General features: G+C 66.7%; 15 protein-coding genes. 9 read left to right on the top strand and 6 right to left on the bottom strand.

Annotation, left to right across the window (positions count from 1 at the left end; genetic code table 11):
* Positions 1 to 34: 34 nt before the first annotated feature.
* Complete coding sequence (gene aceE / locus SMAL_RS01900; RefSeq protein ID WP_004139606.1) at positions 35 to 2,722, bottom strand: pyruvate dehydrogenase (acetyl-transferring), homodimeric type; 2,688 nt, start codon at positions 2,720 to 2,722, stop codon at positions 35 to 37.
* A 568-nt stretch (positions 2,723 to 3,290) separates the two neighbouring features.
* On the opposite strand from aceE, the gene SMAL_RS01895 reads away from it, so the two are divergent.
* Together SMAL_RS01895 and SMAL_RS01890 are read left to right on the top strand one after the other, a co-directional pair.
* Positions 3,291 to 3,851: a PadR family transcriptional regulator gene (locus SMAL_RS01895; RefSeq protein ID WP_012509876.1), complete on the top strand. Its 561-nt coding sequence runs from the start codon at positions 3,291 to 3,293 to the stop codon at positions 3,849 to 3,851.
* A 59-nt stretch (positions 3,852 to 3,910) separates the two neighbouring features.
* Complete coding sequence (locus tag SMAL_RS01890; RefSeq protein ID WP_012509875.1) at positions 3,911 to 4,708, top strand: siderophore-interacting protein; 798 nt, start codon at positions 3,911 to 3,913, stop codon at positions 4,706 to 4,708.
* A 74-nt stretch (positions 4,709 to 4,782) separates the two neighbouring features.
* Here SMAL_RS01890 and SMAL_RS01885 read toward each other — a convergent pair whose 3' ends face one another.
* Both SMAL_RS01885 and SMAL_RS01880 read right to left on the bottom strand, forming a co-directional pair.
* The gene (locus SMAL_RS01885; protein WP_012509874.1) at positions 4,783 to 5,616 is read right to left on the bottom strand and encodes a hypothetical protein; all 834 of its coding nucleotides are present in this window, start codon (positions 5,614 to 5,616) and stop codon (positions 4,783 to 4,785) included.
* A 58-nt stretch (positions 5,617 to 5,674) separates the two neighbouring features.
* On the bottom strand, positions 5,675 to 6,619 hold the full coding sequence (locus SMAL_RS01880; protein WP_012509873.1) for an IS481-like element ISStma3 family transposase: 945 nt from the start codon (positions 6,617 to 6,619) through the stop codon (positions 5,675 to 5,677).
* 236 nt (positions 6,620 to 6,855) lie between these two features.
* Here SMAL_RS01880 and SMAL_RS01875 point away from each other — a divergent pair, with 236 nt between their 5' ends.
* Complete coding sequence (locus SMAL_RS01875) at positions 6,856 to 7,257, top strand: hypothetical protein (protein ID WP_012509872.1); 402 nt, start codon at positions 6,856 to 6,858, stop codon at positions 7,255 to 7,257.
* 515 nt (positions 7,258 to 7,772) lie between these two features.
* Here SMAL_RS01875 and SMAL_RS01870 read toward each other — a convergent pair.
* Entirely contained in the window at positions 7,773 to 8,480 is a 708-nt protein-coding gene (locus SMAL_RS01870) for a YceI family protein (RefSeq protein WP_012509871.1), read from the bottom strand.
* A gap of 75 nt (positions 8,481 to 8,555) precedes the next feature.
* Positions 8,556 to 9,146: a malonic semialdehyde reductase gene (locus tag SMAL_RS01865; RefSeq protein WP_012509870.1), complete on the bottom strand. Its 591-nt coding sequence runs from the start codon at positions 9,144 to 9,146 to the stop codon at positions 8,556 to 8,558.
* 121 nt (positions 9,147 to 9,267) lie between these two features.
* Here SMAL_RS01865 and SMAL_RS01860 point away from each other — a divergent pair, with 121 nt between their 5' ends.
* The 6 genes from SMAL_RS01860 to SMAL_RS01835 all read left to right on the top strand — a co-directional run bounded on the left by SMAL_RS01860 (position 9,268) and on the right by SMAL_RS01835 (position 13,267).
* Positions 9,268 to 10,233 carry a mitochondrial fission ELM1 family protein gene (locus SMAL_RS01860; protein ID WP_012509869.1) on the top strand — a complete coding sequence of 322 codons (966 nt, stop codon included), beginning with the start codon at positions 9,268 to 9,270 and terminating at the stop codon, positions 10,231 to 10,233.
* A 199-nt stretch (positions 10,234 to 10,432) separates the two neighbouring features.
* Positions 10,433 to 10,660, top strand: a complete 228-nt coding sequence (locus SMAL_RS01855) for a hypothetical protein (protein WP_012509868.1) — start codon at positions 10,433 to 10,435, stop codon at positions 10,658 to 10,660.
* A gap of 48 nt (positions 10,661 to 10,708) precedes the next feature.
* A complete protein-coding gene (locus SMAL_RS01850; RefSeq protein WP_012509867.1) occupies positions 10,709 to 11,560 on the top strand; it encodes a DUF2145 domain-containing protein in 852 nt (283 codons plus the stop codon).
* Between the two features lie 19 nt (positions 11,561 to 11,579).
* The gene (locus SMAL_RS01845; protein WP_012509866.1) at positions 11,580 to 12,083 is read left to right on the top strand and encodes a hypothetical protein; all 504 of its coding nucleotides are present in this window, start codon (positions 11,580 to 11,582) and stop codon (positions 12,081 to 12,083) included.
* 32 nt (positions 12,084 to 12,115) lie between these two features.
* Positions 12,116 to 12,631 (top strand): hypothetical protein, encoded by a 516-nt coding sequence (locus SMAL_RS01840; RefSeq protein ID WP_004139500.1) that lies wholly within the window; start codon positions 12,116 to 12,118, stop codon positions 12,629 to 12,631.
* 75 nt (positions 12,632 to 12,706) lie between these two features.
* On the top strand, positions 12,707 to 13,267 hold the full coding sequence (locus SMAL_RS01835; RefSeq protein WP_004139497.1) for a queuosine precursor transporter: 561 nt from the start codon (positions 12,707 to 12,709) through the stop codon (positions 13,265 to 13,267).
* A gap of 304 nt (positions 13,268 to 13,571) precedes the next feature.
* Here the strand turns inward: SMAL_RS01835 and glnE are convergent, their stop codons facing one another.
* Positions 13,572 to 16,367: a bifunctional [glutamate--ammonia ligase]-adenylyl-L-tyrosine phosphorylase/[glutamate--ammonia-ligase] adenylyltransferase gene (gene glnE, locus SMAL_RS01830; protein ID WP_012509865.1), complete on the bottom strand. Its 2,796-nt coding sequence runs from the start codon at positions 16,365 to 16,367 to the stop codon at positions 13,572 to 13,574.
* Between the last annotated feature and the right edge of the window lie 181 nt (positions 16,368 to 16,548).

Below are 16,548 nucleotides of genomic sequence, written 5' to 3'. Positions count from 1 at the left end.
ATGATCGCCCTTTTATTACGAAACGCCGAGATAATCAAACCCCAACAGGGTTAGCCTTCTCCGGATCAATCTTGTACTGCTTGATCGCCCGGGCCACATCCTTCGCGGTCATCTTCCCTTCCTTCGCCAGCGCCGCAATCGCGGCATGGGCGATGTAGTAGCGATCCACCTCGAAGAACCGACGCAGGTTCGCACGCGTATCCGAACGGCCGAAGCCATCGGTACCCAGCACGGTGTACGACATCGGCACGAACGCACGGATCTGGTCCGCATACGCACGCACGTAGTCGGTGGCGGCAATCGCCGGGCCCTGGCGGCCTTCCAGCAGCTCGGTCACGTAGGCCTTGCGCTGCTCACCTTCCGGATGCAGGCGGTTGGCACGTTCCACGTCGAAACCATCGCGACGCAGTTCGTTGAAGCTCGGGCAGCTCCAGATGTCGGCGGTCACGCCGAAGTCCTTGTCCAGCAGCTCGGCGGCGGCAATGGCTTCGCGCAGGATGGTGCCCGAGCCCAGCAGCTGCACGCGCAGCTCGCCCTTCTTCGGCTTGCCGGCGTCGGTCAGCAGGTACATGCCCTTGACGATGCCTTCAGCCGCACCTTCCGGCATTTCCGGGTGGGTGTAGTTCTCGTTCATCAGGGTGACGTAGTAATACTCGTCCACCTGGTCTTCCATCATGCGCTTGGTGCCGTGCTGCAGTACCACGGTCACTTCGAAGCCGAAGGTCGGGTCGTAGCTGCGCACGTTCGGGATGCCACCGGCCACCAGATGGCTGAAGCCATCTTCGTGCTGCAGGCCTTCACCGTTCAGCGTGGTGCGGCCGGCGGTGCCACCCAGCAGGAAGCCGCGGGTACGCATGTCGGCGGCCTGCCAGGCGATGTCGCCCACGCGCTGGAAGCCGAACATCGAGTAGTAGATGTAGAACGGCAGCATCGGCACGTTGCTGACCGAGTAGCTGGTACCGGCCGCCATCCACGAGCTGATCGCGCCCGGCTCGCTGATGCCCTGCTGCAGCACCTGCCCGCTCTGGTCTTCGCGGTAGAACATCAGCTGGTCGGCGTCCACCGGCTTGTACTTCTGGCCGAACGGCGCGTAGATGCCGATCTGGCGGAACAGGCCTTCCATACCGAAGGTACGCGCTTCGTCGGCCACGATCGGCACGATGTGCGGGCCCAGTTCCTTGTCACGCAGGGTGATGTTCAGGCTCTGCACGAAGGCCATGGTGGTGGAGTAGCTGCGCTCGCCGCTGCTCTTCAGCAGGCGCTCGTAGGCTTCCAGCTTCGGTGCCACGAAGGTCTTGTCGGCCTTGCGGCGGCGCTGCGGCAGGTAACCGCCCAGCGCGGCACGGCGTTCCTGCAGGTACTGCACTTCCGGCGAATCCGGGCCCGGGTGGTAGAACGGCACCTGGCCGTCGGCCAGCTGCGCGTCGGTCACCGGAATGTTGAAGCGGTCGCGGAAGTGGCGCACCGCTTCGTCGTCCAGCTTCTTGGTCTGGTGGGTCGGGTTCAGTGCCTCACCGGCGCTGCCCATGCCGTAACCCTTCACGGTCTTGGCCAGGATGACGGTCGGCATGCCCTTGGTGTTCACGGCCTGGTGGTAGGCGGCGTACACCTTGTGCGGGTCGTGGCCACCACGGTTCAGGCGCCAGATGTCGTCGTCGCTCAGGCCGGCAACCATCGCAGCGGTTTCCGGGTACTTGCCGAAGAAATGCTCGCGGGTATACGCGCCGCCGAAGGCCTTGCAGTTCTGGTATTCGCCGTCGACGGTTTCCATCATCAGCTTCTTCAGGACGCCGTCGCTGTCCTTGGCCAGCAGGGCATCCCAGTAACCGCCCCACAGCAGCTTGATCACGTTCCAGCCGCCGCCACGGAACACGCCTTCCAGTTCCTGGATGATCTTGCCGTTGCCGCGTACCGGGCCGTCCAGGCGCTGCAGGTTGCAGTTCACCACGAAGATCAGGTTGTCCAGGCCTTCACGGCCGGCCAGGGCGATGGCACCCAGGGTTTCCGGCTCGTCGCTCTCGCCGTCGCCAATGAAGCACCACACCTTGCGGTCGGACTTCTCGATCAGGCCACGGTTTTCCAGGTAGCGCATGAACTGCGCCTGGTAGATGGCGGCCAGCGGGCCCAGGCCCATCGACACGGTCGGGGTCTGCCAGTATTCCGGCATCAGCCACGGGTGCGGGTACGAGGACAGGCCACCGCCGTCCACTTCCATGCGGAACTTGTCCAGCTGCTCTTCGCTGATGCGGCCTTCCAGGAAGGAACGCGCGTAGATGCCCGGGGCGCTGTGGCCCTGGATGAACAGCAGGTCGCCCGGGTGGTTTTCGCTCGGGGCGCGCCAGAAGTGGTTGAAGCCCACGTCGTACAGGGTGGCGCCGGAGGCGAACGAGGCGATGTGGCCGCCCAGGTCACCCGGCTTGCGGTTGGCGCGGACCACGGTGGCCATCGCGTTCCAGCGGATGATCGAACGGATGCGCCATTCCAACTCGGCATTGCCCGGGCTCTTGGCCTCGAGCTGCGGCTCGATGGTGTTGACGTATTCGGTGGTGGGAGAGAACGGCAGGTAGGCGCCCGAACGACGGGTCAGTTCCACCATGCCTTCCAGCAGCTGATGCGCGCGCTCGGAGCCCTCGACATCAATAACGGCCTTCAACGACTCGATCCACTCCTGGGTTTCCACAGGATTCGGGTCGTTGTTCAGCACCTCGTTCAACCAGTTCATTAGCGCTCCCATAACCGCACGCACGCGCGCGACTGTTGTATAGATTTCTAGACCGCAAAGTGTAGCGCACCAAGGGCTTTCGTCACTTGGCTACGCAGGCGTATGGATGCAACCGGCCAGTGTCCGCAAGGGGCTTGCCGGGGCCGCTGAAGGCCCTGCGGCGGGCCTTGGTGGCTGCGCGGGCTGTCGCTTGCGGGCCGCTGCGCCCATGTGCAGGACGCAGTGTTACCGCTGCCGATGACGGTTGTAGGGCAGCGCCATGCCCACCTGTATCGGCTCCGCGTGCTGGCGCTGAACGGGCGACAACGTGTCGCACCTGCCTCTGGATCGCCCCCCGCACTGCCCTCAGGGTAGGCCTCGAGTGTTGGCCTCGCCCGCTTCGGTCCGCCGTCTGGCCCTGCCTCACTCCCTTCCACAGTGTTGCCCGGGGCGCCTCGCAAGAGGCGCCCCTTTTGCTGTGCGCGGGGCCCACCGTGGCCCAAAACTGACCCGCTTGTGGCCGGATCGATGATTGTCGGCTTCGATATATCGATATATCGTTTGCACACTCGTTTACCGATATATCGAAATGAGCCGTACCGCTTCTCCCAGAGCCCGTTCCACCAATCCGGAAGTACCACGCCGCAACGGCCAGCCGCGGGTGCTCAGCCGCGGCGACCTGCGCCTGCTGGTGCTGGCCCTGATCGGCGAGCAGCCGCGCCACGGCTACGAGCTGATGCAGCTGATCAGCAACCAGTTCATGCAGGCCTACACGCCCAGCGCCGGCACCATGTACCCGCTGCTGGCCAGCTTCGAGCAGGCCGGCTGGATCGAGGCCGAGGAAGTGGACGGCAAGCGGATCTTCCGCATCACCGCCGCCGGCGAGTTCGAGCTGAAGGTGCAGCGCACCCAGGTGCGCCTGGCGCAGCGACGTGCCTTTGACCGTGCCCGCGAGATCACCAAGGCCTCGCTGCCGCCGCCGCTGGCCGGCGCCCTGCGCGAGTTCAAGCGGGCGCTGGTGCATCACCACGGCCGCTGGGCCGAGGGCGAGGCAGAAGAAGTAGCGGCGCTGCTGACGCGGGCGTCCGCGCTGCTCAACGGTGCGGCCGGTAGCGAGAGCCAAGCCTTTTCAACGACCCAGCCAGACTGACTCCAGCCAGGTCGCCCCTACGCCGCGCGCCCCCGCGCGACACCTTTACAGGTAACCCCATGACCGAACACAACAACACGCGCCTGCGCCTGGATGTGCGCTTCCGTGAACTGACCGTGCTGCGCACCGAAGAGGTCACCCCGCACATGCGCCGCATCGTGCTGGGTGGCGCCGAGCTGGCCGGTTTCGATTCGCCCGGCGCTGACGACCACATCAAGCTGTTCTTCCCCAATGCCAGCGGCGAGATGGTGCTGCCGGTGGTCACTGCCGAAGGCCGCAGCTATCCGGCCGGCAAGGAGCCCTCACCGGCCCGCGACTACACCCCCCGCTGGTGGGACCATGAAACCGGCGAGCTGGCCATCGACTTCGTGCTGCACGACCAGGGCATTGCCGGGCCGTGGGCCGAGCAGGCCAAGGCCGACGACACGCTGGTGATCGGCGGCCCGCGCGGCTCGTTCGTGGTGGCCGACAGCTACGACGCCTATGTGCTGATCGGCGATGAAACCGCGCTGCCGGCCATCGCCCGCTGGCTGGACGTGCTGCCGGAGGATGCCGAGGTGCAGGCCTTCATCGAAGTAAGCGATGAAGCCGAACGCCAGGACCTGCCGCAGTACGAGAACGTGCGTATCCACTGGCTGGAGCGCAATGGCTTCCCGGCAGCGAGCAGCACGCTGCTGGAAGACATGCTGACCGACTTCGAGGCACCGGACGGCGATGTCTTCTACTGGATCGCCACCGAATCGCGCCGCGCACGGATGATGCGCAAGTTCATCGAAGGCCACCTGGGCGTGCCGCGCGACTGGATCCGTTCCACCGGCTACTGGAAAGCCCACCCGGACGAAACCGACGGCGATTGACCGGGCATCCGGTGGGTGCGGACCGTTGGTCCGCACGCCCTCCGACAGGTAGTGCCGGCCGCTGGCCGGCAACCTCATGAACCCTCGGCAGGAACCTGCAGCTGCCGGCCAGCGGCCGGCACTACCGCGCTGGATGCCACCTGCCGCGTCCACCCGAACCGGTGCGCGGCCCATATCTCCAGCGCCACCAGCAGCGCGATGATCAGCAGCGGCAACAGCAGCCCGAAGTACACGCCGGGCATCATGCCGTTGATCTGTGCCTTCACCAGCCGCAGCACGCCACGGGTGTGCAGCAGCTCATCCACATGCATGGTCAGCGCCTCGCGCACCACCTTGGGTTCCAGGCCGAGGGTGCCGGCCTTGTCCACCAGCGTGTCTTCCACCATGCCGCGCAGCAGGCCTTCGCGCACCTTGCCGATCACCCAGCCGGTACCGCGCGCCAACGGACCATCGCCAAGACGGTCGAGACCGGGCAACGGGTGCTCGCTGAGGTAGGCCGAGGCGATGGTGTCGGCCACATCGCCCACCGTGCCCTCGCTGCGCAATGCCTCGCGCATGCGCGGGTCGTCCAGTGAATCGGTGAAGCCTTCGCTCCAGCCTTCCACCAGGGTCTGCAGGTGCGGCTGGAAATGATCGAGCTGCTTGAACAGCGCGCGGTGCGCACCAGCAGTGAAGCCCAGCTGCAGGCCGAAGAAGGCAGTGGCCAGCGGCAGCAGCACCACGTAACTGGCCAGCAGCCAGTGATGCCAGCGCTTGCGCCGCTGCAACCAACCACGGCGGTGCAGCCAGCGCCAGGCGAAGATGCCCAGCACCAGGCCAAGCAACGTGCCGAGCACGCTGCCGCCCAGCAGATCGAGCACGCTCAGGCCCGTCCAGAATTCGTTCAACCAGTACTGCGTGTCCTGCATGGGTCTTCCTTCCGTGGATGCGGCTGCGCCTGAAATGCCAGCCAGGTAGAGTCGACTGTTAGTTGTGTAAACCCACTACGTTGTTCAGCCGTACTCTTGAGATAGGTGGCTGGCCGCCGATCGCCATATGGGGACGGTGCCAGTTGTAGTGGTGCAGCCATTGGTTCAACACGGAATTGCGCTGGTCCGAGGATGCGTACTCGCAGGCGTAAGCCCACTCGCGCAGGCTGGTCTGGATGAAGCGCTCGGCTTTGCCATTGGTCCGCGGCGTGTAGGGCTTGGTTCTGATGTGCTTGATCCCAAGGGATTTGAGCAGCTTGGCAAAGGCGGTAGAGCGATAGCAGGCACCGTTGTCGGTCAGGATCCGCTTGAAGGTGATTCCCAGGCTGGCGTAGTACTCCAGAGCGCCCAGCAACGCCTGACAAGCGGTTTCGCCCTGTTCGTTGGGGTGGACGCTGCTGAAGGCGACCCGGGAGTGATCGTCGATGGCCACGTGGACGTAGCCCCAGCCACCGCCGGCGGCGTTTCCCCTGCGCTTGGCATCGGTTCTGTGCCCTGGCCGCTGGAAGTTGCCCAGCTTCTTGATGTCCAGATGCAGCAGCCCTCCGGGCTGATCGTATTCGTATCGGATGACCTCCTTGGGCGGATCAAGCCGACACAACCGATTGAGGCCGTGGGCGCGCATCAGCCTTGAAATCGTACTGTGGCCGACCCCCAGCGCCTTGGAGATGGTCAGGTAGGTCTGCCGCTTACGGCGGTGCTCCTTGATTTGCTCGACTACCGGAGCAGGTGTGGCATGCGGCGTCTGGTGAGGCCGTGAGCTGCGGTTTTCCAGGCCCGGTGCCCCGAACTGGCGGAATCGGGCCAGCCACTTGTAGGCCGTACGCACACTTACGCCACACGCTTGAGCTGCTTCTTCCGGGCGTAGGCCCTCGTGGAGGATGCGGCGGACCAGAAGCGCTCGACTAAACGGCGTCAAACGGGCATTTTTATGATTGTTCATCCGGGCTCTTTGGGGACTGGAACGGTGTGGTAACCACCATTTTCCAAAGATGTCCCGGATGAACAACCTACAGAGAGATCACAGTTAGTCGACTATCGCGCGCAGCGCGGGGGTTCCAGGCATCGCGCCAAGAGCCGTCGACTAACAGTCGACTCTACCAAAGCGGAGGCCTCCCGGCCCGGAGCACGCCAAGCAATGCGACAATCGCGCTCCTTTCCTGCAGCAACGAGGGCCACATGGCCAAACTGACCCTGGCCAGCGTGGATGCGCTGCGTACCCGCTTTGCCGATGACGCCGCCTGCGATACCGCACTGGCCGCCTTCGCCGACCCGGCCGCGCTGCGCGCGCCGCTACGTGAGCTGGTGGAGGCACAACACCGCTACCTGCAGGCCGAATTCGAAGTGGCGCAGGTGGCCGACGTGCTGCGACGTGACCAGAAATATGCCCCGGTGGGTCGGCCGTCGATCAACATCGTGCAGCTGCGCAAGCAGCAGGCCGCGACCAAGCAGGCGGCGCTGATCGCACGCCAGGTGGTGGCGCAGGCCGCGCAGACCTTCGCGCGCGCGAGCGGGATGACGGTGAAGGCCAAGCAGAGCCCGAGCGAAGCGTGCGTGGCATGGTTGGGCGCGTTGCGCTGAACCCGCGTACCCGGTAGTGGCCAACCTTGGTTGGCCCGCGGAGTGCTCGTGTGCCAACCAAGGTTGGCACCTACCAAAGCACTCTCCGGCCCTGCATGAACCGGTAGTGGCCAACCTTGGTTGGCCTGCGAAATGCTCGTGTGCCAACCAAGGTTGGTACCTTCCAAAGCACTCTCCGGCCCTGCACGAACCGGTAGTGGCCAACCTTGGTTGGCCCGCGAAATGCTCGTGTGCCAACCAAGGTTGGCACCTACCAAAGCACTCTCCGGCCCTGCATGAACCGGTAGTGGCCAACCTTGGTTGGCCCGCGAAGTGCTCGTGCGCCAACCAAGGTTGGCATCTACCAAAGCATTCTCCCGCCCTGCATGAACCGGTAGTGGCCAACCTCGGTTGGCCTGCGAAATGCTCGTGTGCCAACCAAGGTTGGCGCCTACCAAGGCGTCCCCCACGCCCAAAAAAGAAGGCCCGCTTTTCAGCGGGCCTTCTGCCTTCTCACGACGAGTGAGCGGGGTGCATCAAGCCGCCGGCTTTTCGCCGGTGGCTTCGGTGGTGATGCGGATCTTCACTTCATCGCTGACGTTCGGGGCATACGCGCCGACGCCGAAATCGCTGCGCTTCAGGGTGGTGGTGGCATCGAAGCCGGCGGCCGGAACCTTGGCCATCGGGTGCTCGCCGCCGCCGTTGACGGTCACGTCCAGGGTGACCGGCTTGGTGATGCCCTTGATGGTCAGGTCGCCGGTGACGGTCAGCTTGTTGGTGCCGGCCGCTTCCACCTTGGTGCTCTTGAAGGTGGCATCGGCGAACTTGGCGGCGTCGAAGAAGTCGGCGCTCTTCAGGTGCTCGTCGAACTTGGCGGTGAAGCTGTTCAGGCCGCTCAACGGCAGCTTCACTTCCACGGTGGACTTGGTCACGTCTTCGGCGTTGTACACCAGGGTGCCTTCGACGTTGCCGAAGTGCGCGCTCGGGTTGGAGAAGCCGAAGTGGCTCCACTGGGCCAGCACGTCGGTGTGGGTCGGGTCCAGCTTGTAGGTGCCCGAGGCGATCTGGATCGCTTCGGCGGCCGGCGCGGCGGCGGCAGCATCGGCAGCCGGGGTGGCAGCCTGTTCGGTGGTGGCCGGGGCGGCGGCGTCAGCCGCCGGGGCAGCGGTGTCGGCCGGCTTGGAGCAGGCGGCGATGGCCAGGGTCAGGGCCAGCGGCAGCAGCAGTTTACGGGTGGCGCTCATCTCAGGAACTCTCCGGATCGTAGGGTGGGTACAGCAGGGACCGCCAAGGCGGCGGCCCGGAATCGATACAGCGACTTACGCGATGCGCGCCGCTTCGTCGAACGACAGGCGCGGCAGACGCGGGAACAGGCCCGCCGAGTCACCGTAACCCAGGTTGACCAGGAAATTCGACTTGATGGAGGTGCCGGCGAAGAAGGCTTCATCCACCTTGGCCGCATCGAAGCCGGACATCGGGCCGGCATCCAGGCCCAGCGCGCGTGCGGCCAGGATCAGGTAGGCGCCCTGCAGGCTGCCGTTGCGGATGGCGGCTTCGTGGCGGCCTTCCTGCGGGCCGTCGAACCAGGCCTTGGCATCGGTGTGCGGGAACAGGTACGGCAGCTTCTCGTGGAAGTCCAGGTCGAAGCCGATGATGACGGTGACCGGGGCGGCCATCGTCTTGTCGTGGTTGCCTTCGGACAGGGCCGGGGCCAGCTTGGCCTTGGCTTCCTTCGAGGTGACGAAGACGAAGCGGGCCGGCGTGGTGTTGGCCGCAGTCGGGCCCCACTTCACCAGGTCGTACAGTTCCTGCAGCAGGCTGGCCGGCACCGGCTTGTCGAGGAAGCCATTCTGGGTGCGGGCGGTGCGGAACAACTGATCGAGGGCAGCAGCGTCGAGCGCGTGGGACATCGGTGGATCTCCAGGGCGGCTAAGGGAAGGTCAGTGCCCGCGGGCGGCGCGGGGCGAATCGACGAGCCGCAGTGTAGAGTGTCGCGACTGTTGCAACACCCAGCAGGGCTGAAACGAATTAATGCCACAGGTGAAACGATCGAGTGCGCCCTGGACGGTCACGGACGGCCGTGCGGGCAATGTCCGCCAGGCGGTCGCGCTGGCCTCTGCGCTGCGCCAGGGCACCCATCGGCCGCTGGTCCTGCAGCCCCGTGCGCCCTGGCGCTGGCTCTCGCCGCGGCGCCTGCCGGGCGATGTGAACGGCTACGGCGAGGCGTTCGCGTCGCTGGCCGCGGAGCCTCCCGCCCTGGCGATCGGCTGTGGCCGTCAGGCCGCCGGCGCCCTGCGCGTGCTGCGTGCACGTGGCAGCCAGGTGGTGCAGATCCTCGACCCGCGCATCAGCGCCCGCCACTGGGACATGGTGGTGGTGCCCGAACACGATGCCCTGCGTGGCAGCAATGTGCTGACCCTGCTCGGCAGCCTCAATCCGGTGGACGACGACTGGCTGGCCTGGGGCCGTGCCGCGTTCGCCAGCTTCAGCACCCTGCCCGGCCCGCGCACCGCGTTGCTGGTGGGTGGACCGACACCGCTGGCTCCGTGGGATGAGACGGCGATGGTGGGCGTGTTCCAGGCGTTGGCCGATCAGATTCGCGCTGAGGGCGGCAGCCTGCTGGCGACCACCTCGCGACGCACGCCGCCGGCCTTGGCCGAGATCCTGCGCGCGACGTTCGCCGATCTGCCGCATGTGATCTGGGGCGATGGCGGCGACGGAACCAATCCCTATGGCGGCCTGCTCGGCTGGGCCAACCGCGTGGTGGTCTCGCCCGATTCGGTGAACCTGCTTTCTGAAGCCTGCGCCACGCGCATGCCGGTGATGGTGGCGCTGGCCGATACCGCGCAGGGGCGGCTGGCACGCTTTCAGCAGCAGCTGCGCGAGCGCGGGCGGCTGCAGGCGCACTGGCTGGACTGGCAGTACGACCGCATCGAACCGCTGCGCGAGACCGCGCGGGTGGCGGCGGAGGTGAAGCTGCGTTTGGCATTGAGGTAGTGCCGGCCGCTGGCCGGCAATCCTCGGCGCCTGGCATCACGGTAGTGCCGGCCGCTGGCCGGCAACGCTGTACCCATTGCCGAACACCCTGTCGTTGCCGGCCAGCGGCCGGCACTACCCGGGTGCCCAGCGATTTCTGAACATTTCGATCCGGCTGCGCGGTTAGAGTCCAGCGTCCCCCATCACTCTGAACGTCTTCATGCGTACCTTGCTCCTGCTGCCCCTGGCCCTGCTCGCTGCCTGTTCCACCACGCCCACCGAGCTGGATCCGATCTCGTATCAATGCCAGCAGCAGCTGGACGCGTATCGCGAACAACCGGCGCTGCGCGATCCGAAGGGCCAGCGCCCGCCGCTGCCGGTGGCACCGATCAGCGACGCCTGTGACCGGGAACTCAAGCGCAAGGGCGTGGATCGTCCCCTGCGCTGACCGGCGTATGATCGGCGCGCGGGCCTGCCCGCCGTTGAAGGTATCGACATGGATCGTTTCTCCCGCCTGCCGCGCGCCGCGCTGCTGATCGCCAGCCTGCTGGCGACCGCACCGGCCCGGGCCAACAGCACCGAATGCCGCGAGCGCTACCCGAGCGTGGCCGCGCAGGCGGCGATGCTGGACGTGGCCTGGACCACCGCTGAGCGCCTGGACGCGCTGCCCGATGTGGACGTGGTGGTGGCCGCGCGCGGTGGCCAGGACCTGAGTCGCTACGGCCTGCGCCACAGCCACCTGGCCTTCCTGGTGCGTGAGGACAATGGCCGCTGGCGCGCGATGCACCTGCTCAACCGCTGCAAGACCGACAGCTCGCAGCTGTACCACGAAGGGCTGGGCAACTTCGTCGGCGAGAGCGGAGGCCATACCGACCTGCGCATCGGCGTGCCCTCGGCGCCGCTGCGTGCCGCGTTGAAAGCGATGCTGGTGTCGCCGTCGATCCAGCCGAAGGCACTGCACGAAACCAGATACAACGTGGTTGCCTACCCGTTCGCCACCGACTACCAGAACTCCAACCAGTGGGTGCTGGAAGTGCTGGCCGCGGCGATGGCACAGGCCGAAGGCGCGCCGGCCATCGTCAAGCGCGAACAGGCGCAGCAGTGGCTGCGCCAGCAGAAGTACCAACCCAGCGTGCTGCATATCGGCCTCGGCAAGCGCGTGGGTGCGCGCCTGTTCGTGGCCAACGCCACCACCACTGACCATCCGGCCGGCGAACGCATCTCCGGCAACTATTCGGTGGTGACGGTGGAATCGGTGTTCGATTTCCTGCACCAGCGCAGCCAGCTGCAGCAGGAACTGGTGATCCCTCACGTGCCGGTAGCTGGTGCTGCCGCCGCCACGCCCTGAATCCAGCAAGGAGAACGACATGCGTACCCTGCCCGCCGTCCTGATGCCGATGCTGATCGTCGCAAGCCTGGCCTGGTCCACGGCCGCTCATGCAGAGCGCCGCATCGTGATCATCCACGACCCGGGCCCGCAGGGACCGAGCCTGGAGATGTCCACACAGATGGTGACGTCGGCCCGCGCGGCGGCGGCGAAGGAAGCCCAGGATGCCGCCGACGCTGGCCGGCCGCTGGCCCGCCCGCAGCAGATCAAGCTGCCGCAGATGCAGGTGAGTGCGATCGCCACCACCGTGGATGGCCGCCGCGAAGTGCTGCTGCGCGATGCCAACGATCCGCAGAACACCGCATCGATGCAGTACCCGCGCGGCATCGGCGATCCCGCCGTGCAGTTCACCGTGGGCCAGACCGTGAACTTCGAACCGACCGGCGCCGACCAGGGCTGGCAGTTGAAGGACAACCAGGGCCGTCCACTGGAATATCTGCCCGAGGCCACCGGCCCGCGCGACATCTTCGATACCCGGCACTGAGCCGCCGTCCCCACCCTGACCAGGAGGTCTCCATGTTCCGTTGCCTGCGCGTTCCCGCCACTGCCCTGCTGCTTTCGGCGCTGGTGGTGCCCACCGTCCATGCCGGCGCCGCGCCGCAGTTGAACAGCGGCCAGACCAGCGTGTTGGTCACGTCGCTGATCGTGCTGTCGATTCCGTTGGCCACGTCGATGGGACTGGCCGAACTGTCCAAGGCCCCGTTCAAGGCCAGCGAGCGCAACGGCAAGGTCGCCGCACGCACGCCGGCGGTGCCGCTGCCACCGATGGAAGTGAAGCAGGTCGCCACCACGCCAGCCGGTGATCGCCAGGTGCACCTGCAGGTGCCCGGCAAGGCCGACCAGACCGCAACGCTGCAATGGCCGGCGGCTGCAGGCGATGACCCGATTGCCGGTTTCGTCGTCGGCCAGCAGGTGCGCTTCGACCCGACCGACGCGGGTGCCGGCTGGACCGTGAAGAGCGCGCAGGGCCAGGCGCTGGCCTATGTACCGACCGCCTATGCCGCCGGCGATGTGATGAGCGAAACGCTGTAAAGCTGAACGGCCGGTTTTGGCATTACCGCGGGCCGGGCGGATAATGGGCGATCCCCTTTGTCCCCCTGGCTCGCCATGTCCGTGCGTCCTGCCCCTGTGTTTGCCCCGTTGACCGCCCGCGCCCTGGTGCTGGCGGTGCTGGCCATGGGCGCGGTGGTGCTGCTGTCCAACGTACTGGTGCAGTACCCGATCAACGATTGGCTGACCTGGGGTGCTTTCAGTTACCCGGTCGCGTTCCTGGTCAGCAACCTGATCAACCGCCGCTTCGGCCCGGGCCCCGCCCGCCGCGTGGCGTGGATTGGTTTTGCGGTGGCGGTACTGCTGTCGATCTGGGTGGCCACCCCGCGCATCGCCATTGCCTCGTGCTCGGCCTTCATCGTGGCGCAGCTGCTGGACATCACCGTGTTCGACCGCCTGCGCCGTGGCAGCTGGTGGCGCGCACCGATGGTGGCCACCACCTGCAGCGCGACGGTGGATACCACCATTTTCTGGTCGATCGCGTTTGCCGGTTCGACCCTGCCGTGGGTGAGCTGGGCTGCCGGCGACCTGGCGGTGAAGCTGGCGATCGGCGTCTGCCTGCTGGCCCCATTCCGCGCGCTGTTGTGGAAGATGGCGCCGCTGCGCACCACCAGCTGACCGCCGTTGCTCTGGTAGGTGCCAACCTTGGTTGGCACACACCTTGAACCCGGTGGGTGCCGACTGTTGGTCGGCACGTTCCTTCAGCGTTCATCGCTGCTGACAGATTGTGCCGACCAACGGTCGGCACCTACCAACAGCGGGCCAACGCTCAGATCATTGATCCGGTGGGCCATCCGCAGGACCATTGATCCGGTGGGTGCCGACCGTTGGTCGGCACGCCCTGCAGAACCCATCGCTGCCGACAGATTGTGCCGACCAACGGTCGGCAGCCACCCAAAGTTGTTGCAGCATTTGCACCCACTCAGGCGAACGGCAGCTCCGCGGCGATGCACGCTGCCGTAATCGCCGCACACGCCTCTTCAATCGCGGGCGTGGTCGGTGCCAGCCGCGGGCGCCGGTCCAGGGTGCAGGCCAGGCCCACATCCAGCAACGTGGCATGTGCTCCATGCAGCGCCTGCGCGGTGTCTTCCGGCAGGAATTCCGCAACCGCCAACGCATCGATCAACGACGGCGTGTCGCGCGGCTGCAGCAGCGCTGCATGCCGGGCGCTACGCGCCAACACGCCGGTCTGCAGCAGGAACTCCAGGTCCACCACGCCACCCGCGCCCTGCTTCAGGTCCAGCCGCGCGGCATCGCTGCGGTCCAGTTCGGTGCGCATGCGGCCGCGCATCTTCAGCACGTCCGCATACAGCACACCGGTGTCGCGCTCACGCCCAAGCGTCTGCGCACGCACCTGCTCGAAGTCGGCCAGCAGGCTGGCATCGCCGGCCACGCCACGCGCGCGCACCAGCGCCTGGTGTTCCCAGGTCCACGCGCGTTCGCGCTGGTATTCGGTGTAACTGGCCAACGAAGACACCAGCGAACCCTTGCCACCATCCGGGCGCAGGCGCACGTCGATGTCGTACAGGCGCCCGGCGGCGGTCACCGCACCGAGCAGCGCCATCACCTTCTGCGCCAGGCGCGCATACCAGCGCCCCGGTTCCAGCGGACGCGCGCCATCACTGGCGTCTACGCCGGCCGGGTTGTCGTGCAGGAACACCAGGTCCAGATCGGAACCGAAGCCCAGCTCCAGACCACCGAGGCTGCCATAACCGATGATCGCGAAACGTCCGCCGGGAATCTCGCCGTGTGCGGCATGCATGTCCGCTTCGGCCATCGCCAACACGGTGACCACCACGGCCTGCGCCAGCTCGGCCAGTTGACGCGTGCTGTCGACCGCGCCCTGGCGGCCATCCAGCGTGGCCATCGCCATGCGGAAGCTGAGTGCCAGCCGCGTTTCATTGAGCCAGCGCAGTGCGGATTCGGGATCTTCCACCGCCAGCACCTGCTGGCACTCGGCCAGCATGCCAGCCGCATCCGGCATCGGCCCGGACACGCGCACGTCCAGCAGTTCGTCCAGCAGCAGCGGATACGCTGCCAGGCGCTCGGCCAGCAACGCGCTGCGCGCCAGCACGTCCACCAGCCGCGCCAGCGCGCTGGGCTGTTCGTCCAGCAAGGCGAGATAGCTGGTCCGGCGCAGCACCGCCTGCAGCAGGCCAAGCACGCGCTTGAGCGCGGCATCGGGCTGTGGCGAGCGCGTGGCCGCATGCAGCAACGCGGGCAGTACGCGATCCAGCCGCGCACGCGCGGCATCGGACAACGACTTCACGCCGGTGCCCTGGGCGAAATCGCGCAGCGACTGGTCGGCGCCGTTGGCATCGAGGAAACCGGCTTCGGCCAGCAGCGGTGCGTTGCTGCCTTCGGGCAGGCTGCGCCAATAGTTGGCCAGTGCGTCGGGCGCGGCCTGGCCCTTGCGCGGTGCCAGCAGCGCGGCGAATTCGGTACTGACCCGTTGCTGCTGCACGGCCAGCGCCGCGCGCAGCACCTCCCAGTCCGGATACCCGAGCCCAACAGCGATGCGTTCGCGGTCAAGTGCGTCGCTGGGCAGCACGTGAGTCTGCGCGTCACGCAGCATCTGCAGGCGGTTTTCCAGGCGCCGCAGGAACAGGTAGGCCTCGCGCAGCGCGCTGCCATCCTCGGGCGCGATCTGCCCGGCGGCCACCAGTGCGTCCAGCGCCACCAGCAGCCGACGCTCGCGCAATGCCGGTTCGCGACCACCGCGGATCAGCTGCAGCGCCTGGCACAGGAATTCGATCTCGCGGATGCCACCGGCGCCGCGCTTGATGTCGTCGTGCAGTTCGCGGCGTGCGACTTCGGCGGTGATGGCCGCCTTCATTTCGCGCAGGCCATCGAGCGCGGTGAAATCCAGGTAGCGGCGGTACACGAACGGGCGCAGGGTCTGCAGCCACGCCTCACCGGCCTCGATATCGCCGGCCACCGCGCGCGCCTTCAGCCACGCATAGCGCTCCCAATCACGGCCCTCGCGCTGGAAATACTGGTCCATCGCCGCGAACGAGAGTGCAACGCGGCCGGCGCTGCCGAACGGACGCAGGCGCAGGTCGACGCGGTGGCTGAAGCCATCGACGGTGGTTTCATCCAGCAGCTTGGCCAGGCGCTGGCCGAGACGGGCGAAATATTCTTCCGCCGCCAACGGACGCGGTCCATCGGATTCACCACCCTGCGGGTAGGCGTAGACCAGGTCCACATCGGAACTGAAGTTGAGCTCGCCACCGCCCAGCTTGCCAAGGCCGAACACCACCAGCTGCTGCGGGATGCCGTGTTCATCGGCGATGACGCCGTGACGCTGGGCGAATTCCTGCTGCAGGGCGTCCAGCGCCAGCCGCAGGCAATCCTCGGCAAGGGCGGTGGCACCGGCCAGAGTCTGCGCCACGTCGTCCAGACCGGTCAGGTCACGCCAGATCAGCCGTGTGGACATTGCCGTGCGCCAGCGCCGTATCTGCGCCGGCCAGTCGCTGGGCTGCAGAGGATCGAGCACCGGCGCCGGGATCGGCGGGCAGCCGGGCGCGGCCAGCTGTGCCAGCAAGGCCGGTTGCCGCACCAGGGTGTCCAGCGCGAAGTCACTGGTCACCGCCAGCCGGGTTAGCAGCGGCAGCAGGTTGGCCGGGATGGGCTCGGGCAGGACCTGGGCCAGACGCGCCAGAGCGCGGTCGACAAGAGGCTGCAGGGAGGCGGGCAGGTCAGCGGGAGCGAGGGTCATGGGCTGATTCTCGCGGGGTCGGATCCCTTTGCCAACGGCGAAGGGCTCTGACCCCGAGATGCCGCCGGTTGATGCCCCTGGTGGGGTCAGAGCCTTTTGCCTGTGGCAAAAGGATCCGACCCCCGATGGGAACCGCGTATTCATACTGGACGGCAGACAATAAAAAAGCCCGCTTGCAGCG

This window comes from Stenotrophomonas maltophilia R551-3 (assembly GCF_000020665.1).
Taxonomy (GTDB): Bacteria; Pseudomonadota; Gammaproteobacteria; order Xanthomonadales; family Xanthomonadaceae; genus Stenotrophomonas; species Stenotrophomonas maltophilia_L.
The sequence above is the reverse complement of the archived record's forward strand: the minus strand, read 5'-3'. Positions and strand labels throughout refer to the sequence as shown.